Raw genomic sequence first — 18,931 nt, 5'->3', positions numbered from 1 at the left:
AGTGTTTGCTTTTTTTGCCGAGTTAACCCTGATGCAAGAAAGATCCTTTCCCAAAAGAATGCACAAATGGAAAATCTTGACCGTTACGACCTCGCCATCCTCCGCGAGCTGCAGGCCGAGGCCCGCCTGACCAACGCCGAGCTGGCGCAGCGCGTGGGCCTGTCGGCCGCGCCGTGCTGGCGCCGCGTGCGCGCGCTGGAGGAAGCCGGCTTCATCCTTGGCTACCACGCCGAAATCAACCGCCACAAGATCGGCCTGGGCGTACTGGCCTTCGTGCGGCTGGACGCCGAGCGCAGCACCGGCGACCTGACGCGCGCCATGGAGCAGGCCATCGCCAAGATCCCCGAGGTCGTCTCCTGCCACTACATCAGCGGCACCGGCACCTTCGAGCTGCAGGTGGTGGCGCCCGACCTGGACAGCTTCTCGCAGTTCGCACGCAACGTGCTGCTGAACCTGCCCAACGTGAAGGACATGCACACCAGCTTCTCGCTGGGCGAGGTCAAGGCCGGCGGCGCGCTGCCGCTGGCGCACCTGACGCCTGCGCGTGCCAGCGGGCGCGGCTAGCGCGCTGCGGTTTCCATAGCTGCCCGCGCTTGCCCCCTGGGCGCCGGGCGGCTTTTTCCTGCGATATCCGAGGGCTGCCAGGGGGCGGCCCGGCCCGCGGTGGCGGGCGCCCGGCATCCCCGCCACAATCGCAGTCACATGCCGCCACAGCCCACCCCCGACAGCGGTCCCGCGCCAGCGCAGCCGTCCCCCGAAGCCGCCCGCACATCCGCCAGCGCGGATGCCGCCGAAGCCGCCGCCTCCGCCGGCCTGGAGCACAGCGCCGCGCAGCGCGCGCCCTCCTCGCCCTTCGCGCCGCTCTCCGTCCCCGCCTTCCGCATGCTCTGGCTCACCTGGCTCGCGGCCAACACCTGCATGTGGATGAACGACGTGGCCACGGCCTGGCTGATGACCACGCTGACCAGCTCGCCCGCGCTGGTGGCACTGGTGCAGACGGCCTCCACGCTGCCCGTGTTCCTGCTGGGCCTGCCCAGCGGGGCGCTGGCCGACATCCTGGACCGGCGGCGCTACTTCATGGCCACGCAGTTCTGGGTGGCCGCCGTGGCCGTGGTGCTGTGCGGGGCCATCCTCTGGGGCGGGCTCAACGCCTACATGCTGCTGGCGCTCACCTTCGCCAACGGCATCGGCCTGGCGATGCGCTGGCCGGTGTTCGCGGCCATCGTGCCCGAGCTGGTGGGGCGCCACCAGCTGCCGGCGGCGCTGGCGCTCAACGGCGTGGCGATGAACGCCTCGCGCATCATCGGGCCGCTGGTGGCCGGCGCCATCATCGCCGGCGCGGGCAGCGCCTGGGTGTTCGTGCTCAACGCCGTGCTCTCGCTCATCGCGGGCTTCACCATCATGCGCTGGCGGCGCACGCCCACGCCCAACCCGCTGGGGCGCGAGCGCCTGACCAGCGCCATGCGCGTAGGCCTGCAGTTCGTGCGCGAGTCGCCGCGCATGCGCGCCGTGCTCTGGCGCATCTCCATCTTCTTCCTGCACGCCACGGCCCTGCTGGCGCTGCTGCCGCTGGTGGCGCGCGACCTGGAGGGCGGCGGCGCGGGCACCTTCACGCTGCTGCTGGCCAGCATGGGCGCGGGCGCGATCGGCGCGGCCATGTTCCTGCCGCGCCTGCGCCAGATGATGGCCATGGACGCGCTGGTGGCGCGCGGCACGCTGGCGCAGGCGGTGGGCACGGCGCTGGTGGCCTTCGCGCCCACGGTCTACGTGGCCGTGCCCGCCATGGTGCTGGCCGGCGCGGCGTGGATCACCACGGCCAACTCGCTCACCGTCTCGGCCCAGCTCGCGCTGCCCAACTGGGTGCGCGCACGGGGCATGTCCATCTACCAGATGTGCATCATGGGTGCCACGGCCGCGGGCGCGGCGCTGTGGGGCCAGGTGGCGGCGCTGACCAGCGTGCACATGAGCCTGGCCGTGGCCTCGGTCACCGGCGTGGCGGTGATGGCGGTGGTGCAGCGCCTGGTGCGCGACCGCCACGGCGACGAGGACCTGAGCCCCTCGCGCGCCTTCAAGATGCCCCAGGCCGACACGACGCCCCAGGCAGGCCTGCGGCTGGTGACCAGCATCGAGTACTTCATCAACCCCGCACGCGCGGCCGAGTTCCGCGCCGTGATGCAGGAGAGCCGCCGCGCGCGCATCCGCCAGGGCGCGCTGAGCTGGGAGCTGCAGCACGACATCGCCGATCCGCGCCGCTACGTGGAGCGCATCGTGGACGAGTCGTGGACCGAGCACCTGCGCCGCTTCGACCGCGTCACCACCTCGGACGTGGCGCTGCGCGACCGCAAGTTCGCCTTCCACGTGGGCGACGCACCACCGGTGGTGTCGCGCTACGTGGTGGAAGGCGAATGAGGCGCTCCTGAAAAAGGAGCTGCTTGCGCTTGCCAACAGCCATTTCCAGCCTATTTCCTTATGGAAACGGCTGGCAGCAAGCGCAACCAGCTATTCTTTCGGTAGCGCCATGCGCACGATGCGCGCCGGGCAGTTGGCATAGGCCTGGGCCACGCGCAGCTGCATGAGCCGGTGGCCCGGCGGGCTGCGAAAGCCCGGCAGCACCGCGTCATCCACCACGTCCAGATCGCCGTTGACGCGCAGGCGCGCGCCGCGCGCGAAGTCCACGAAGACGAGGCCCGCCGCCCCGCCCGCGCCAGCCAGCAGCCGCGCATCGCGCTCCGTGTCGGCCAGGAAGTGGAAGGTTCGAGCGTCGCCGAAGGCCAGCAGCGGGTAGATGCCCTGCGGCGTCTCCACGCGCGGCAGCACCTGGGACCAGAGCGCGCCCGAGGGCTCGCGCACGGTGATGAAGCAGAACGCCTGCGCGTCCATGAAGCGCGCCTGGCCCGCGCTCAGCTGCGGGGCGATGGTGCCCTGCATCTCGCGCGCGAGCTCTTCCACGCCGAAGCGGCGGTGTGCCTCGCGCTCGCCCGCGTGGAACACGGCCTCGGTGCCGTTCACGATGCGCATGGCGGCTCCTTCCACACGAGGCGCGGCAGCCCGGGCTCGTCCCGCTCGCTCACCAGCTCCACGCACACGGCCACGCTGCGCGGCGCGCCAGGCCAGTCGGGCAGCGCCCCGCCGATGCGCGCGCGGCCCTGCAGCAGCACGCTGCGGCGCGCGTCGAAGTCCACGAACAGCAGCGCGATGGCATCGCATTCGATCAGGTTGCCCAGCGTGTTGAACAGGTTGTTGCCGGGGTAGTCGGGGAAGACCACCTCGGCCCCCTGCACGCGCAGCAGCGGCCCGTCGCCCTGGCCGCGGTACGAGCAGTCGCATGCGCCCGCCGCGCTGGCCGAGCCGACGAGGAAGAACGCCCGCGCCTCCAGCCAGGGCTGGAGGACGACTAGGCGTGCGGCCTCCCCTGTCAGAAGAACCCCATCGCCTTGGGGCTGTAGCTCACCAGCAGGTTCTTGGTCTGCTGGTAGTTGGACAAGGCCATCTTGTGGTTCTCGCGCCCGATGCCCGACCGCTTGTAGCCGCCGAACGCCGCGTGCGCAGGATAGAGGTGGTAGCAGTTGGTCCACACGCGCCCGGCCTTGATGGCGCGGCCCATCTGGTAGGCCTGCGTGCCGTTGCGCGTCCACACGCCCGCGCCCAGGCCGTACATGGTGTCGTTGGCGATGGCGATGGCCTCCTCCACGGTCTTGAAGGTGGTCACCGAAGCCACGGGGCCGAAGATTTCTTCCTGGAACACCCGCATCTGGTTGTTGCCGAACAACAGCGTGGGCTTGACGAAGAAGCCGTCGTCCATCTCCTGGCCGGGGCGGTTGCGCTCGCCGCCGGTCAGGCACTGCGCGCCTTCCTCCTGGCCCAGGCTGATGTAGCCCAGGATGCGCTCCATCTGCTGCTGCGAGACCTGCGCGCCGATCATGGTGCTCTTGTCCAGCGGGTGGCCCTGCTTCATGGCCTGCACGCGCTTGACGGCACGCTCGATGAAGCGCTCGTAGACCGACTCCTGGATCAGCATGCGCGAGGGGCAGGTGCAGACCTCGCCCTGATTGAGCGCGAACATGGAGAAGCCCTCCATGGCCTTGTCCAGGAAGTCGTCGTCCGCGTCCATCACGTCGGCGAAGAAGATGTTGGGACTCTTGCCGCCCAGCTCGATGGTGGAGGGGATCAGGCTGTCGGCCGCCGCGCGCAGGATGCGCTGGCCCACGGCGGTGGAGCCGGTGAAGGCGATCTTCGTGATGCGCGGGCTGGTGGCCAGGGCCTCGCCCGCCTCCTTGCCGTAGCCGTTGACCACGTTGATGACGCCTGCCGGCAGCAGGTCGCCGATCAGCTCCATGAGCACCATGATCGAGGCAGGCGTCTGCTCGGCGGGCTTGAGCACCACGCAGCAGCCGGCGGCCAGCGCGGGCGGCAGCTTCCACGCGGCCATCAGCAGCGGGAAGTTCCACGGGATGATCTGGCCGACCACGCCGATGGGCTCGTGGAAGTGGTAGGCCACGGTGTGCTCGTCGATCTCGGAGATGCCGCCTTCCTGCGCGCGGATGCAGCCCGCGAAGTAGCGGAAGTGGTCGATGGCCAGCGGGATGTCGGCCGCCATGGTCTCGCGCAGCGGCTTGCCGTTGTCGATGGTCTCGGCGATCGCCAGCAGCTCCAGGTTCTGCTCCATGCGGTCGGCGATGCGCAGCAGGATGTTGGAACGCTCGGCCACCGGCGTCTTGGCCCACTTGTCCTGCGCAGCGTGGGCGGCGTCCAGCGCCAGGTTCACGTCTTCGGCGTCCGACTGCGCCACGCGGCAGAACGGCTTGCCGGTGATGGGCGAGACGTTGTCGAAATACCGGCCCGCCAGCGGCGCGACCCACTTGCCGCCGATGAAGTTGTCGTACTGCTGTTTGTAGGGGTAGGCGATGTCGAGGTTGAAGCGCTTGAGTTCGAACATGTCCATGGTCTTGTCTCCTTGTCGTTGCGGCCTGGCACCGCGCCGGCCGCCAGTGCTGACGCAAGGCGCATGCCAGTGCGCCCCCGCGCCTGCGGCCGCCGCGCGCTGTCACAGCCGCTGCGCCAGGCTGTGACAACACGGTGTTGCAGACTGCGACAGCCCCCGTTCCTATAATTTCCCGCAGTGCCCGCCAGAGGCCAGGAGACAAGCATGCGTGGAGCTTTTGACCCCCTGCAACAGGCCCGCCGCCAATTGGTGGAGTGCGGCACTGTGGCCTCCGGCGCGCTGGGCGAGCGGCTCACGCGCTCATGGCAGCGCAGCCTGCACGCCGGCCTGCAGCCGCTCTCGCGCGGCCCGGCGCCCGAGCCCATTGAAGGTCCCGCCTTCCACCGCGTGCTGCAGCGCAACGAACAGCTGCTGGCCTATGCGCGGCCGGTCATGGACTACCTCTACGGCCAGATCCAGGGCAGCCACTGCATGCTGGTGCTGGCCGACGCGCACAGCACCCTGCTGCACACCCTGGGCGACGACGCCTTCCTCGACAAGGCCCAGCGCGTGGCGCTGCGCCGCGGCGCGTCCTGGGACGAGCGCGAGCGCGGCACCAACGCCATCGGCACCGCCGTGGCCGAGCGCGCCGCGCTGCAGGTGCGCGGCGCCGAGCACTTCCTGGAGCAGAACGGCTTCCTGCACTGCTCGGCCACGCCCATCTTCACCGCCCAGGGCGAGGTGGCCGGTGCCATCGACATCTCGGGCGACCGCTACGCCTCGCAGCGCCATGCGATGGGCCTGGTGCACGGCGCGGCGCGCATGATCGAGAACAACTGGCTCAAGGCGCGCTACCCGCAGCACCTGCGCCTGCATTTGCACGCGCAGGCCGAGGGGCTGGACACGCCAGCCGAGGGCATCGTGGTGCTGACACACGACGGCGTGCTGGTGGGCGCCAACCCCGAGGGCATGCGGCTGTTGAATCTCGCGCCCGCCGACTTCTCCGCGCTGCGGCTCGAAGGCCGCCTGCAGCAGCGCCTCTCGCGCCTGCTGTCCCTGGCCGGACAGGCGCCGCAGGCGCTGGAGCTGCCCGACGGGCGGCGCCTGCACATGCGCGTGCAGGCGCCCGCCGCCACGGTAGTGGCCTGCGCACCTTCGCGCGCGGCCCCCCGCCCGCCCGGGACGCGCTGGCCGAGCGCGACACCGGCGATGCGCAGTGGCACGCCGCCACGCAGAAGGTGCGCCGCATCCTGGACAAGCCCATCCCCCTGCTGGTCCTGGGCGAATCGGGCGTGGGCAAGGAAGTTTTCGCGCGCGCCTGCCACGACAGCGGGCCGCGCCGGGGCAAGCCCTTCGTGGCCATCAACTGCGCGGCCATCCCCGAATCGCTGATCGAGGCCGAGCTGTTCGGCTACGCGCCCGGCGCCTACACCGGCGCGCAGCGCGGCGGCAGCCCGGGCCGCATCCGCGAGGCCGAGGGCGGCACGCTGTTCCTCGACGAGATCGGCCACATGCCGCTGCTGCTGCAGACCCGCCTGCTGCGCGTGCTGCAGGAGCGCAAGGTCGTGCCGCTGGGCGGAGCCCCCGTGGCGGTGGACTTCGCGCTGATGAGCGCCACCCACCGCCCTTTGGCGCAGGCCGTGGCGGACGGCAGCTTCCGCGGCGATCTGTACTACCGCATCAACGGGTTCAGCGTGCACCTGCCGCCCCTGCGCGAGCGCACCGACTTCGCGGCCCTGGCCGCCGCCATCGTGCGCGAGGCGGCGGGCACCCCGTGCCCTATCGCCCCCGACCTGCTCGCCGCCTTCCAGCGCTACGCCTGGCCGGGCAACCTGCGCCAGCTCACCAGCGCGCTGCACACCGCCTGCGCGCTGCGCGAGCCGCACGAGACCTGCATCGGCTGGCAGCACCTGGCCGACGACCTGCGTCTGGCGCTGCAGGAGCCCGCGCAGCCGCCCCAGGCCGCCGGCATGCTCAAGGAGCTGTCACGCCACGCGCTGCACGCGGCCCTGCGGGACACAGGCGGCAACGTGAGCGCGGCCGCGCGGCGGCTGGGCATCAGCCGGCAAACCATCTACCGCCATCTCCGTTCCGAAGGCTGAGTCAGGCGAAGCTGCGCCGCAGCACGCCCAGCAGCACCGTGCGCAGCAGCGGCGCCAGCGCCTCGGGCGGCGCGCCGGGCCGCAGCGCTGCCTCCAGCGCACCCCAATGGGCGGCCACCGTGCCCGTGACCTCGGCGCGCCAGCGCGCGGCCAGGCGCGGGGCGTCCTCGGGCGGCACGCGGGCCTGGTGCGCGATCACCAGGTAGTGGGTGCAGGCCGCCTCGACCGCATGGCGCTGAACGTCGCCCGCCGCGCTCTTCTTCTGCAGCGTGCGCACGGCCCAGGCCGTGGTGCCGCCCAGCAGCGCCCCCAACGCCGTGCCCGCGCCCAGGGTCAGGCCGCCCAGGCCCACGTCGATCAGTGCGCCCGCCTTGGCGCCCGCAGCGGCCCCGGCGGCGGCGCCTGCCGAGGTGCCGACGGCCAGCGCCGCCGTGCCGTCGCCGCGCGGGGCGGACAGGGCAGCGGGCGCCTCGGGCGCCGCCGGGGGCTGGCCGTGCAGCGCGCGCAGCGCGGTGTCCAGCGTGTGCAGGTGCCGGGCGTAGCCGGCCGGGTCCAGGACGGCGGCGCGCAGATGCCGAGCCAGGGCCTGCAGCGACTGCTCGAACCGCTCCTCATTGCGTGCCTCCCAGGCCGAGCGCAGCCGCTCCAGCACGGCACTGCGCTGGGGCAGCAGGGCGGTGGCGCGCTCGAACAGCACAGGCTCCAGCACCCAGCTTTCGCCCCACGCGGACCAGGGCAGCGCAGCCAGCGGAGCGCCCTGCCAGGCAGCGGGCACGGGCGCGTCGGCTAGGGCGATGACCGCGTCCACCGGCTCGCCCTGCGCGTCGGTGAAGCGCAGCTGGTCCTGCGTGCCCTGCTCGGCATGCGCCGCGACGACGGCGCGCAGCGCCTCGGCCTGCGCGGGGCTGGCGCCGAGCACGCCCAGCACCACGTCGCCGGGCAGGGCGGCGCGCAGCGCGTCGAAGTCCTGCAGGTCGAGGCGCAGGCCGCGCACCAGCCGCGCCTCGCGCCAGCGCGCCCAGGCGGCCAGGGCCAGGCGCGGCAGCACGACGACGAGCAGCAGCAGGCCCACGTACATCCACACCCAGCGGCTGCCGGCCGCGCCCTGCCCTGCGAAGTTCTGCGTGGCCGCGATCTCCTCCAGCGTGAACGGCGCCAGGCCGAACAGCGCGGTGAGCGGCCAGAACAGCACGGCCGCGATGGCGTGCACCTGCGCGGCGTCGAGGAAGGTGCTTTCCCAGCCGAACTGGTAGCGCACGACCAGGCCGCGCAGCAGCAGCGACAGCGCGATGCCCGCGCCCCAGGCCGCCGCGCACAGGTGCAGCACGCGCGCCAGGCGCTGGGCGAACGGCGCAGCGGTGGCGGCGAACCAGCGGCTGTAAAAGTCCGCCGCCACGCGCGCCGCCAGGCCGCGCCGGGCGGGCCGCGCCCAGCGGCGCAGCGCCTGGGGCAGCTCCGGCGCCGCCGGCTTGCGCCAGGCGCGCCACGCCAGCAGCGCGTACGTCGCCAGGTTCCAGGCCAGCACCAGCAGCAGCGGGGGCGAGAGCAGGTCCACGCGGTGGGCGTTGGCGATGCGGTCGGCCGCCAGCCCCAGCAGCAGCGCGCCCACGGGCAGGGCACGGGCCAGCCAGCGCAGGCGCGCGCTGGGCCGGGCCAGGGCGGCGATGGCGGCGTCGCGCGTGCCGGCGCGCTCCACGAGGGCCTGGGCGCGCGCCTGCACCACCTCACCCACCTCCACGCGCGCCACGCCGCGCTGGCGGGCCGCGGCGACGGCCTGGCGCAGGGCTTCATCCAGCTCGGGCGGGCTGACCGCGCCCGCCTGTTCAATGGACTGCGCGAGCAGCACGGTGCGCAGCTCGGATTCGGTCACCGGCAGAGAGGGCAATGCTCCTTCATTCATAGCTGCTGGCGCTTGGTGCATAAGCACTGGAGGCCATTTTGGCTATTGCTTTGGCCACAGCGCCCACAGGCGCAGGTTCTGCTTGAGCCGGCCGGCCAGCTTGCCCGCCTCGGCACCCCAGCCGGCGAAATAGTCCGCGCGCACCGCGCCGACGATGGCGCTGCCCGTGTCCTGCGCCATGACCAGCCGCGCGAGCTGCGCCGTGGGGCCGCTGGAGGCCAGCCACACCGGCGTGCCGTAAGGGATGCTCTGGCGGTCCACCGCGATGGAGCGGCCGGGCGTGAGCGGCACGCCCTGCGCGCCGCGCGGGCCGAAGGCGGCGTCCAGCGCGTCGAGCGGCTCCTCGCGGAAGAAGACGTAGCGCGGGTTGGACCAGAGCATCTCGTTCACCCGCTGCGGGTTGGCGCGCGCCCAGGCGTTGATGCCGGGCCAGGTGGCGTCGCGCACCAGGCCCTGGTCCAGCAGCCACCGGCCCACGCTCTTGTAGGGCTGGTCGTTGGTGCCCGCGAAGGCCACGCGCACCAGGCGCACCGAGCCGTCGGCCTCCTGCACACGTAGGCGGCCCGAGCCCTGGATGTGCAGCACCATGGCCTCCACCGGGTCGCGCACCCAGGCGATGGCGCGGCCGGCCAGGGCGGCCTGCGCCTCGCGCGAGGTCTCGATCTGCTGGCGCGTGTACCAGGGCTTGCGCGTGCCCAGGTCGGCGGGCGGGCGGTAGAGCGGCACCTCGAAGCCGTTGCCGGGCTGGCGCGCGGCCTCCAGGTAGGGCTCGAAGTAGCCGGTGAGCAGGCCCTCGGCGCTGCCCTCCGGCGTTTCGATGCGGTAGGGCTGCAGGCGCCGCTCCATCCAGCCGCGCTGCTCCTCGGGGGTGGCGATAGAGAGCTGGCGCACCTCGCCGCACAGCGGCGCGAACGCGGGCGCGGGGCGCTCGCAGTTGCGCAGCCAGGCGTTCCAGGCCTCGTGCAGCGCGTCCTCCTCCACGCCGGGCAGCTCGCTCCAGGCCACGGGCACCCAGCGGCTCTTGGACTGCGCAAGCGTGCCCGGCACGGCCGTGGGCCCGGCCAGCGGCGGCTGGGCAGCGGGCGTGGGGGGCGCCGCGGGGGCGGGCGCGGGGGCCGGCGGACGGGTGGAGCAGGCTGCCAGGATTCCTACAATCAGCGCCGTTGCAAGCAGGCGCGGCAGGCGCAGGGAGGGCGAATTCATGGGGCTGATTTTGCTTGAAGCGCTGCTGGCGCTGCTGGTGCTGGTGGCCATCGTCTGGTGGACCATGTTCTCGGGCCGCCAGCGCGGCGAGCTGCCGCCCTCCGAGCCCGAGGACAAGGCCGGCAAGAAGGATTGACATTTGTTTGCCGGCCCGCTTGCGGCTGGCACGGCGTCCTACAGACAGAGGCTGCCGGCGGTCGCTACGCTGTGCCCATCATTTCCTTCACTGGACACAAGGAGCCCTCTATGCGCAAACCTCTTCTCATCGGCACGGTCGCCGTGGTCATGCTGGCCACCGGCTGCGCCAACATGTCGGACACGCAACGCCGCACCGCCACCGGCGCCGGCGTGGGCGCCCTGGGCGGCGCGGCCGTGGGTGCCATCGCGGGCGGCCACGCGGGCACGGGCGCCGTGATCGGCGCGGGCGTGGGGGCCCTGGGCTCCTACATCTGGTCGCAGCGCATGGAAAAGCAGAAGCAGGAGATGCAGGCCGCCACCCAGGGCACGGGCGTTTCCGTGTCGCAGACGGCGGACAACCAGCTCAAGCTGGACATTCCCAGCGACATCTCGTTCGCCACCGGCCGCTCGGACATCCAGTCCAACTTCCGCCCCATCCTGGACCGCTTCGCCGACGGGCTGCGCAACAACCCGAACGCCGAGGTACGCATCGTGGGCCACACCGACTCCACGGGCAGCGACGCGATCAACAACCCGCTGTCGATGGACCGCGCCACCAGCACGCGCAACTACCTCACCAGCCAGGGCGTGAGCGGCGCGCGCATCCACGTGGAAGGCCGCGGCTCGCGCGAGCCCATCGCCACCAACGACACCAACGACGGCCGCGCACGCAACCGCCGCGTGGAGATCTACGTGGGCGAGCGCACGCAGGGCTGATTTCCCTCCTTGCCTCAAAAACGATAGCTGCCAGCGCTTGCCAGACAGGCGCTGGTAGCTATTTTCATTCCAAGGCTATTGCGGGGCCGTTCGCAGCAGGTTGGCCAGTTCCACGGCGGACTTGACCTGCATCTTGTCGAACACGCGCGCGCGGTGCACCTCCACCGTGCGCACGCTGATGTCGAGCTGGTCGGCGATGAGCTTGTTGGGCAGGCCCTCGACGACGAGGCGCATCACGTCGCGCTCGCGGTCGGTGAGTTCGGCCAGGCGGTCCTGCAACTCGTGCCGCGCGCGGCTGGCCTCCAGGTGCTGGGCCGACAGCTCCAGCGCCGCCTGCACGCGGTCCACGAGCTGGTTGTCGGAAAAGGGTTTCTCGCAGAAGTCGAACGCGCCGCGCTTGACGGTGGCCACCGCCGTGGGCACGTCGGCATGGCCGGTGAGGAAGATCACGGGGATGGCGGCGGTGTCGCCCCGCTCGACCATCTTGTCGAACAGCGCCAGGCCGCTCATGCCGGGCATGCGCACGTCCAGCAGCAGGCAGGCGGGCTGGCGCTGGCGGGGGCGCTCCAGCAGCATGAGCTCGAAGGACTCGGCGCTGGAGAACGCCTCGCTGAGCACGCGGCGCGAGCGCAGCAGCCAGGCCAGCGCCTCGCGCACCTCGGCGTCGTCGTCCACGATGTACACGGTGGCGTGGGATGCGGGTTCCATATCGGTTCAGTTCATCAATTTGCGCTCAACACGGTCGGCCGTCTATGCGGCGGGCTACTTCAGGCGAGGGCCACCGTGCAAGGGCCGCCCCGCCGCACGGGTGGCGTCCCCCTTCCAGGGGAAGCGGCGCAGCCGCTCAGGGGGTGGCCGGAAGCGTGAAAGTGAATACCGTACCACGGGGGGCCCGAGGCGCGTGTTCCATGAAGCCCCCGTGCTGCTCCACCACCGTGCGGCACAGGCTCAGGCCCAGGCCCATGCCCTCGGCGCGCGTGGTGTAGAACGGCGTGAACAGGCGGGCGGCCACATCCTCGCTGATGCCCACGCCCATGTCGGCCACGGAGAATTCGAGCCAGCTGCGGGCGACGTTGGAGGCCGCGCGGCGCACGCGCAAATCGAGGATGCGCGGGTGGATCTGCGGATCGTCCATGGCCTGCATGGCGTTGCGCGCGAGGTTGAGCAGCACCTGCTCGACCATGGTGCGGTCGCACAGCGCGGGGGGCAGGTCCTCCTCGATGTCCAGCGCCACGCGCACGTCCAGCTTGCGCGCCTGCAGTCGGATGATGGGCAGCACCGCGTCGAACAGGTCCTGCGCGGCCACGCTCTCGCGCGACTGGTCGCGCCGGCGCACGAAGTCGTGCACGCTCTTGATCACGCGGCCCGCGCGCTCGGCCTGCTGGGCGATGCGCTGCACGGCCACGCGCACGTCGTCCAGGTCGTGCGGATCGGGCGCCCCGCCCGGCGATTCGAGCAGATTCAGCGAGCCGTTGGCATAGCTGGAGATGGCGGCCAGCGGCTGGTTCAGCTCGTGGCTCAGCAGGGACGCCATCTCGCCCACCGTGGCCAGGCGCGCCGTGGCCTGCAGGCGCTCCTGCGAGGTGCGCGAGAGCTCCTCCACGCGCCGCTGCTCGCTCACGTCGAGGAACGAGCCCATCCAGCCGGTGTGCAGGCCGTGCGCGTTGATGAGCGGCGCCTCGTAGATCATCACCGGGAAGCGCGTGCCGTCCTTGCGCATGAAGGTCGATTCATAGCCCTCGCGCGGCGGGTGCAGCCCGCCGGACATGCGCACCACCTGGCGCTCGCCGTATTCCTGCGCATGCTCGGGCGGCCAGTACGGCAGCGGCGAGATCTGGCCCACCAGTTCGGCGGCCGAAAAGCCCACCATGTCGCAGAACGCGGGGTTCACGTAGGTGATGCGCCCGTGCAGGTCGCGCGCGCGCAGGCCCGTGACCAGCGAGTCCTCCATCGCCTTGCGGAAGGCCAGCGCGTCGCCCAGGTCGCGCTCGGCGCTCAGGCGCCGCCGGTTGTCGCGCACCAGCACCACCAGCACCGACACCAGCGCGATCGACATGGCCGTCACCAGCGCCGTGAGCACGTTGGGGAACACGCTGGGCGCGGTGTGCCAGCTGTCCATGCGCAGGATCAGCGTGGTGCCGGGCAGGTCGAACAGCTGCTGCGCCGTGAACATGCGCGAGCCGCGCCGCATGGCGCCCACCAGCGCCAGCCGCGTGCCGTCGGCCTCGGTGAACGACACCTCCTGCGTGCGCTGCAGGCCGGGCGCCACCAGGTCCACCAGCACGGTCTGCAGCGCGTAGGTGGCAACGAGGAAGCCCTGCAGCCGGCCCTCGTCGATCAGCGGCAGGCAGACCTCCAGCATCTCGCCGCCCATGCCGTCGGGCATGGGCTGGAAGTAGCTGCTCGAATACGAGGGCCCGCTGATGCGGCGCGCGTTGGAGCAGGCCAGCGCGATCTCGGAATGCGTGCCGCTGCGCGCGGCCGGGTCCCAGTGCAGCGGGCGGTAGGGCGTCTCGGAATGCGCGCGCACGCGCAGCTGCGTGTCGCGCCACTCGATGCGCGCCAGCTCGCGGCGCGCGCTCAGCAGCTCGGCCGCGCGCGACTCCCACGAGGCCAGGTCCGGGTTGTGCGCCTGCAGGGCCTGCAGGCTCTGGATGTTGTGCGCGAAAGCCTTGCGGATGTCGGCCACGGCGTCCTGCGTGTCGCGCTCCAGCCGGGTCTGCACCTGGCTGGCCTCGTAGCGGCCCGCCAGCCACACCAGCGTGACCAGCATGCTGGCCACCAGTGCGACGAGCAGCATCCACAGCGACCAGCGGCGCCATGCGCCCACCCAGCGGCGCCAGCGGCGCGGCATGCGGGGTTCCTGTTGCACCACCATCTTTAAGTCAAATCAGGCCCTAGCGCTTTCTGGGCAAGCGCAAGCAGCTATTAATTTTGAGTATTTCACAGCACGCAATGCTCCAGCGCGGGCAACTGGCCGCGCACCTGCGCCAGGTGCGCCGCGTCCAGTTCGCCCAGCACCACGGCCGGGCCTTCGTCCTGCTGGGCCAGCACTGTGCCCCAGGGGTCCACCAGCATGCTGTGGCCCCAGGTGCGCCGCCCGTTCTCGTGCCGGCCGCCCTGCGCGGGGGCGAGCACGTAGGCCAGGTTCTCCACGGCGCGCGCACGCAGCAGCACCTCCCAATGGGCGCGGCCGGTGGTCCAGGTGAAGGCGCTGGGCACCAGCAGCAGGTCGGCACCGGCGCGGGCGTGCGCGCGGTACAGCTCGGGAAAGCGCAGGTCGTAGCACACCGACAGGCCCACGCGCCAGGGTGTGCCGCTGCGCGCAACCATGGTGAAGCGCGCCGGTTCGCGGCCGGCCTGGATGGTCTGCGCCTCGTCGAAGCGCTCGCGGCCGTTGTCGAAGCGGAACAGGTGGATCTTGTCGTAGCGCGCCACGCACTCGCCCTGGGCCGAAAACACCAGCGTGCTGTTGTGCACGCGCCCAGGGCTGTCGCAAGCTAGCGGCAGCGTGCCGCCCACGATCCACAGGCCCAGCTCCCGCGCCGCGCCGGCCAGGAAGCGCTGGATGGTGCCATCGCCCCAGGTCTCGCACAGCGTGAGCTTGTCGCTGTCGCGCAGACCCATCGCGCCGAAGTATTCGGGCAGCACGGCCAATTCGGCACCGGCCTGCGCGGCCTGCTCCAGCAGGCTGCGCGCCTGGGCCAGGTTGTCCGCCAGCGATACGCCCGACACCATCTGCACTGCGGCGACTTTCATGAGGTCTCTCCTGAGGGGGACGGAACAGAGGATGCGCCCACTGGCGCGGCGGGCTTGCGCCGCTCCACGCGCTCCACGCGCGGGTCGGCCCAGGTGCCGTCGATGCGGAACTCCTGCGTGGCCGCCTGGATGAGCGGCCCGCGCAGGAACACCTGCGCCAGGAAGCTGCCCAGGCCGATGACGGGGTTGATGGCGGTGGCCACCAGCGAGGCGGTCATGGCGTTGATCTCGGGCACGACGACCACGTGGAGCTGCTGCGTCTCGTGCTGGATGTCGGCGCTGCCCTCCATGAGCACGGCAGCGTTGACGCCCTTCATCTGCAGGTTGTTGGTGGTGGCCACGCCCTCGGCGATGCGCACGTCGCCACGCACGAAGTCGAACGCAAAGCCCTCGCTGAACACGTCGCGGAAGTCGAGCGCGAACCGCCGGGGCAGCGACTGCAGGCTGAGCACGGACAGCAGCTTGGCCAGGCCCGGGTCGGCTTTGAGGAACTGGCCCGACTCCATGTTGACGTTCATCAGGCCGGTCATGGAGCGGTAGTCAGGCGACAGCGGCGAGCCCAGCCAGCCCACCTGACCCTCGATGCGGCCCTTGCCGCGGCGCAGCACGCCCTCCATGCCGAAGCGCGCGAGCAGGTCGCCCGAGTCGCGGATGTCCATGCGGAAGTTCATCACCGTGCGCCGCTGCGCGCCCGCGCCGCCCAGCAGGGCCCAGTTGCCGCTGGAGGTCAGCGTGGCCTCGGGCGCCGAGAGGTTGAACTGCTGCAGCCGCCATTCGCGCTGCCCGCCCTCGGTGGCGCGGTTCACGGCCTCGATCTCCAGGCGGCCCAGGTGCCGGCCGCGCAGCTCGAAGTCGTGCACCACGATGTCCAGCGCCGGGAGCTGGCCGGGCTGGCGCGCGTCTAGCAGGGCGTCCACCTGCAGCGCGTCCGATTGCGGGTCCGCCGCCTGCGGCACGGCCAGGCGGGACAGCCGCGCGAAGACGCGGCCCTGGGGCGTGTCGCCGCCGCCGGGGTGGTATTCGATGTAGCCGCCCAGCGCGTCGGCATCGATGTTGGCGCGCCAGACCTCGCCGGCGCGCGAGACGCCAGCCACCACGTCCTTCAGCGTGCGGCCCTGCAGCGTGACGGACGAAGCGCGCACCGCCAGCTGGGTGGGCAGGTAGTCCAGCTCCGGGCCGGCCGGCGCGGCGGCGCCGGGCGCCGCGGGCGACTGCAGCAGCGCGCTCCAGGCATCGGCGTCGACCGCGCCCAGCGCCACGTTCGCCGTCACGCCGCGCGCGGGCAGCGGCGCGGCCTCTCCGGGGGCCAGCCCCAGCGAGATGGCGCCCGCGAGCACCCGGGCGCGGTCTTCGGCGCGGCCCTCGCCCAGGTCGCGCACGTAGGCCAGCGAACCGATGCTGCCCAGCTCCAGCGTGAGATCGTCGCGCAGCGGCGCGCTGGCAGAGGCTGCGGCCTCGCGCGTCAGGCGCGTCTCGAAGCGCACCGGCAGCGGCTCCTGCGCCGCCTTGCCCAGGGGCGCCGGCACGTCCAGCGCCATGCCGCGCAGGTCGGTGGTGACCTGCAGCTCCGGCACGCCGCGCCGCACGCCCAGGGCCATCGCATACGCCGCGCTGCCGCTGGCGTGCCGCGCCAGGCGCGACAGCAGGCCCAGTTGCGGCGCGTCGCGCAGGCCTTCGGCCGTGGCCGTGCCCTGGGCGCGCACGCGCACGCCCGAGTCACCGGCTGCCGCGGCAGCGCCCTGCGGCACGCGCATGCCGCCCGAGAGCTGCACCTCGCCGCCCAGCGCGCGGCCCTGCACGCCGGCCAGGGTGAAGCCTTCTTCGCTGAACTGCACCGCACCGCGCGCGCCCGTGACCGTGGGCGCATCGGGCACGAAGCGCACGTCGTTGCCCGCCAGGGCGACGCTGCCGCGCACGGTGGAGCGCTCGATCGCGTCGATGGGCAGCTTCAGCGCCAGCTGCAGCTCGGCCGCGCCCGTGGCGGCGGCCTCGTCCAGCGCGCCATGCGTGAGCTGCGCGATCTGCGAGGCACCCACCACCGCCAGCATGTCGGCCAGCGGGCCGCGCACGGTGCCCGCCACGTCCACCACGGTGTGCTCCAGGTCGGGAATGCGCGCGTTCACCTGCCGCACGCGCAGCCGGGGCATGCCCTGGATACTGCCCGAGGCCTCGCGCACCGCCATGCCGGCGCGGTCGAACACCAGCTCGCCCGCCAGGCCCACCAGCGCAGGCCAGGGCTTTTCGCCGGGGGGCTGCAAGGCGGGCGGCACGTAGCCGTAGGTGACGTCCTTGACCCGCGCGGTGATGTGGAACTCGCCCGGCCTGGCTTGGCCCGGGCCGCCGTGGGCGAAGGGCAGTTCGTGCAGGTCGCCCTTGACGCGAAAGCGCACCTGGCTCGCGCTGCCGGCGAGGATGGCGTCACGCACGTAGTGGCGCGACTCGGCGGGAATGTGCAGCGGCAGGTAGCGGTGCACACGCGTGCCGTCGGCGCGCGCGAGCTGGCCCGACAGGTCCAGCACGCCGGGAAAACGCGAGCGCGCGGGCGACGTGGCCGGATCGGCCGTGTGCCAGGCCAGGCGCGCCTCGCCCTGGGCATCGGCGTTGGCGAAGCGCAGGTCGCCCGCCTGCACGGCGATGCGCTCGCCGTCGATCTGCCAGCGTACCGTGGCGCCGAGCTGCTGCACGGGCACGACGGGCTCCTCGAACACGCCGGGCAGCAGCAGCGCGCCGTCGGCCATCGCCAGCACGGCACGGCCGCCGGCCTGCGTCAGCTCGAATTCCACGCGCGCACCGCTCAAACCCATGGCGGAAGGGGCCCCGCCGGGCGGCACCTCCGCCAGCGCCAGGCCGGCCACGCGGCCGCGCGCCTGGTATTGGGACGGCCGCTCCAGCGGGCCGCGCCAGCTCGCCGCCACCTCCTCCACCAGCCCGCGCGGCGCATAGGTGGCCAGCGCGCCGTGCACCGCCTCGCCCAGCGGCAGGCGGCTGGCGATCTCGGAGAGCGCGGCCAGGTCCAGCCGGTCGGCACGCAGCTCGCCCTGCTCCTGGCCCGGGCGGCCCTGCCCCGTGTGGCGCAGCACCACGTTGCCGCCGGGCCACCGCAGGCCGTCATCGGTGGTGAACTGCAGGCCCTGCGTGGAGAACTCGAAGCCTTCGCCCAGCCATTGCCCCCCGAGCCGCCCCGCGATGCTGCGCAGCGCCAGGGGCTTGAGGTCCTGCCCCAGGGTGGCGTTGACCTCGGCGAGCGCCAAGTCCGCCGTGCCGCCCACCACCTCGCCGCGCCGCACGTCCACCCAGGCGCGCAACGCGCCCCGGCCCTGGGCCACCCGCAGGGAGCCCAGATCGGCGTGCCGTTCCAGGCGGGAGACGTCCACGCGCGTGAAGTGCGCGAACAGCTGGCCGCTCCACTGCTGCCACGCCCCGCCGTGGGTGGTCAGCAGCGGCTGGCGGAACTGGCCGTGGAGCGTGAAGCGGTCGCCCCACTCGGGCGGCGGCGTGGCGTCCAGCCGCACGCCGTGGCGCCAGCCGCCATTGCGCAGCAGCAGGTCCACCTGCGTGAGCGCCAACGGCTCGGCGCCGCGCAGTTCGTCGGTCCAGCGCAACGTGCCGCCGCGGATGGCCACCTCGGTCTGCGAGAACAGCCAGTCGGCCGCGGCGCTGTCGCCCTGCGCGCTGTCGCGAAAGGGCAGGCCGGCGATGAAGATGCGGCCGTCGCCTGCCCGGCGCACGTCCAGCTCAGGGCTGTCTATATAGAGCTGCTCGAACCCCAGGCGCAGCAGCGAGCGCGGCGACAGCGCCACCACCACGCGCGGCAGGCGCAGCGCCTCGCGCCCCTGGGCGTCCAGCAGGGCCACGCCAGACAGCTCCACCGTGGGAAAGACCCCCTCGCTGCGCGCCGCGATGGCGGCGATGCGCACGGGTACCCCTAGTGTCCGCTGGGCATAGCGTTCGAGCTGCGCTTGGTAGTCGCCGATACGCGGCACAATCCAGCCATGCAGCCCCCCAGGCGGCCGCCAGCAGCAGCCAGAACGCCAGCAGCGCGCCCAGCGCCCATCGTGCACAGCCCGCCACGCATTTCAGCAAGCGGGAAGGGTGGGGCAAAGGCTCTGTCATGGCGGGCGAAAAGGGTGGCAGGAATTATGACCCGCCCAT

The 18,931-nt window shown here is 72.4% G+C and carries 13 protein-coding genes and 2 pseudogenes; 6 read left to right on the top strand and 9 right to left on the bottom strand.

All coding sequences use genetic code 11. The features are described from left to right. Positions 1 to 66 precede the first annotated feature (66 nt). Positions 67 to 564, top strand: coding sequence for an Lrp/AsnC family transcriptional regulator (locus tag AAG689_RS23360; RefSeq protein ID WP_020228236.1), 498 nt, complete (start codon positions 67 to 69; stop codon positions 562 to 564). Positions 565 to 702: 138 nt separating this feature from the next. Further along, entirely contained in the window at positions 703 to 2,409 is a 1,707-nt protein-coding gene (locus tag AAG689_RS23355) for an MFS transporter (RefSeq protein WP_406623993.1), read from the top strand. Positions 2,410 to 2,499: 90 nt separating this feature from the next. Here the strand turns inward: AAG689_RS23355 and AAG689_RS23350 are convergent, their stop codons facing one another. From AAG689_RS23350 to AAG689_RS23340, 3 genes are read right to left on the bottom strand one after another with little or no spacing between them, the layout of a single operon-like run. Beyond that, positions 2,500 to 3,018 carry a hypothetical protein gene (locus AAG689_RS23350; RefSeq protein ID WP_406623992.1) on the bottom strand — a complete coding sequence of 173 codons (519 nt, stop codon included), beginning with the start codon at positions 3,016 to 3,018 and terminating at the stop codon, positions 2,500 to 2,502. Then, positions 3,006 to 3,377 (bottom strand): pyridoxamine 5'-phosphate oxidase family protein, encoded by a 372-nt coding sequence (locus AAG689_RS23345; RefSeq protein ID WP_406626395.1) that lies wholly within the window; start codon positions 3,375 to 3,377, stop codon positions 3,006 to 3,008. Before AAG689_RS23345 ends, AAG689_RS23350 begins: the two co-directional genes overlap by 13 nt. Before the next feature lie 38 nt (positions 3,378 to 3,415). Further along, positions 3,416 to 4,942 (bottom strand): aldehyde dehydrogenase family protein, encoded by a 1,527-nt coding sequence (locus tag AAG689_RS23340; protein ID WP_406623991.1) that lies wholly within the window; start codon positions 4,940 to 4,942, stop codon positions 3,416 to 3,418. Positions 4,943 to 5,146: 204 nt separating this feature from the next. Here AAG689_RS23340 and AAG689_RS23335 point away from each other — a divergent pair. Together AAG689_RS23335 and AAG689_RS23330 are read left to right on the top strand one after the other, a co-directional pair. Then, a pseudogene (locus AAG689_RS23335) lies at positions 5,147 to 5,695 on the top strand (GAF domain-containing protein); the annotation flags it as partial. Positions 5,696 to 6,159: 464 nt separating this feature from the next. Then, the gene (locus AAG689_RS23330; RefSeq protein WP_406623990.1) at positions 6,160 to 7,023 is read left to right on the top strand and encodes a sigma-54-dependent Fis family transcriptional regulator; all 864 of its coding nucleotides are present in this window, start codon (positions 6,160 to 6,162) and stop codon (positions 7,021 to 7,023) included. A 1-nt stretch (position 7,024) separates the two neighbouring features. On the opposite strand, the gene AAG689_RS23325 is transcribed toward AAG689_RS23330, so the two are convergent. Together AAG689_RS23325 and AAG689_RS23320 are read right to left on the bottom strand one after the other, a co-directional pair. Next, positions 7,025 to 8,908 (bottom strand): DUF2868 domain-containing protein, encoded by a 1,884-nt coding sequence (locus tag AAG689_RS23325; RefSeq protein WP_406623989.1) that lies wholly within the window; start codon positions 8,906 to 8,908, stop codon positions 7,025 to 7,027. Positions 8,909 to 8,965: 57 nt separating this feature from the next. After that, a complete protein-coding gene (locus tag AAG689_RS23320; protein ID WP_406623988.1) occupies positions 8,966 to 10,177 on the bottom strand; it encodes a murein transglycosylase A in 1,212 nt (403 codons plus the stop codon). On the opposite strand from AAG689_RS23320, the gene AAG689_RS23315 reads away from it, so the two are divergent. Both AAG689_RS23315 and AAG689_RS23310 read left to right on the top strand, forming a co-directional pair. Next, on the top strand, positions 10,125 to 10,262 hold the full coding sequence (locus AAG689_RS23315) for a hypothetical protein (protein WP_020228228.1): 138 nt from the start codon (positions 10,125 to 10,127) through the stop codon (positions 10,260 to 10,262). The two genes, AAG689_RS23320 and AAG689_RS23315, sit on opposite strands and share 53 nt — an antisense overlap. Positions 10,263 to 10,372: 110 nt before the next feature. Then, on the top strand, positions 10,373 to 11,020 hold the full coding sequence (locus AAG689_RS23310) for an OmpA family protein (protein ID WP_020228227.1): 648 nt from the start codon (positions 10,373 to 10,375) through the stop codon (positions 11,018 to 11,020). Between the two features lie 75 nt (positions 11,021 to 11,095). Here the strand turns inward: AAG689_RS23310 and AAG689_RS23305 are convergent, their stop codons facing one another. From AAG689_RS23305 to AAG689_RS23290, 4 genes and pseudogenes are all read right to left on the bottom strand, one after another. After that, positions 11,096 to 11,728: a response regulator transcription factor gene (locus tag AAG689_RS23305; protein ID WP_406623987.1), complete on the bottom strand. Its 633-nt coding sequence runs from the start codon at positions 11,726 to 11,728 to the stop codon at positions 11,096 to 11,098. Positions 11,729 to 11,864: 136 nt separating this feature from the next. Then, complete coding sequence (locus tag AAG689_RS23300; protein ID WP_406623986.1) at positions 11,865 to 13,874, bottom strand: nitrogen regulation protein NR(II); 2,010 nt, start codon at positions 13,872 to 13,874, stop codon at positions 11,865 to 11,867. Between the two features lie 89 nt (positions 13,875 to 13,963). Further along, positions 13,964 to 14,779 carry a carbon-nitrogen hydrolase family protein gene (locus AAG689_RS23295; RefSeq protein WP_406623985.1) on the bottom strand — a complete coding sequence of 272 codons (816 nt, stop codon included), beginning with the start codon at positions 14,777 to 14,779 and terminating at the stop codon, positions 13,964 to 13,966. Continuing rightward, positions 14,776 to 18,892: pseudogene (locus AAG689_RS23290) on the bottom strand (YhdP family protein). Before AAG689_RS23290 ends, AAG689_RS23295 begins: the two are co-directional and overlap by 4 nt. Positions 18,893 to 18,931: the final 39 nt, after the last annotated feature.

Origin of the sequence: Acidovorax sp. SDU_ACID1 (assembly GCF_045291395.1) — a bacterium.
Classification (GTDB): Bacteria; Pseudomonadota; Gammaproteobacteria; order Burkholderiales; family Burkholderiaceae_C; genus MR-S7.
The sequence above is the reverse complement of the archived record's forward strand: the minus strand, read 5'-3'. Positions and strand labels throughout refer to the sequence as shown.

Coding starts and splice junctions, on each gene's coding strand:
- AAG689_RS23360 (WP_020228236.1), top strand. CDS start 67: ATGGAAAATCTTGACCGTTACGACCTCGCCATCCTCCGCGAGCTGCAG.
- AAG689_RS23355 (WP_406623993.1), top strand. CDS start 703: ATGCCGCCACAGCCCACCCCCGACAGCGGTCCCGCGCCAGCGCAGCCG.
- AAG689_RS23350 (WP_406623992.1), bottom strand. CDS start 3,018: ATGCGCATCGTGAACGGCACCGAGGCCGTGTTCCACGCGGGCGAGCGC.
- AAG689_RS23340 (WP_406623991.1), bottom strand. CDS start 4,942: ATGGACATGTTCGAACTCAAGCGCTTCAACCTCGACATCGCCTACCCC.
- AAG689_RS23315 (WP_020228228.1), top strand. CDS start 10,125: ATGGGGCTGATTTTGCTTGAAGCGCTGCTGGCGCTGCTGGTGCTGGTG.
- AAG689_RS23320 (WP_406623988.1), bottom strand. CDS start 10,177: ATGGCCACCAGCACCAGCAGCGCCAGCAGCGCTTCAAGCAAAATCAGC.
- AAG689_RS23310 (WP_020228227.1), top strand. CDS start 10,373: ATGCGCAAACCTCTTCTCATCGGCACGGTCGCCGTGGTCATGCTGGCC.
- AAG689_RS23305 (WP_406623987.1), bottom strand. CDS start 11,728: ATGGAACCCGCATCCCACGCCACCGTGTACATCGTGGACGACGACGCC.
- AAG689_RS23300 (WP_406623986.1), bottom strand. CDS start 13,874: ATGCCGCGCCGCTGGCGCCGCTGGGTGGGCGCATGGCGCCGCTGGTCG.
- AAG689_RS23295 (WP_406623985.1), bottom strand. CDS start 14,779: ATGAAAGTCGCCGCAGTGCAGATGGTGTCGGGCGTATCGCTGGCGGAC.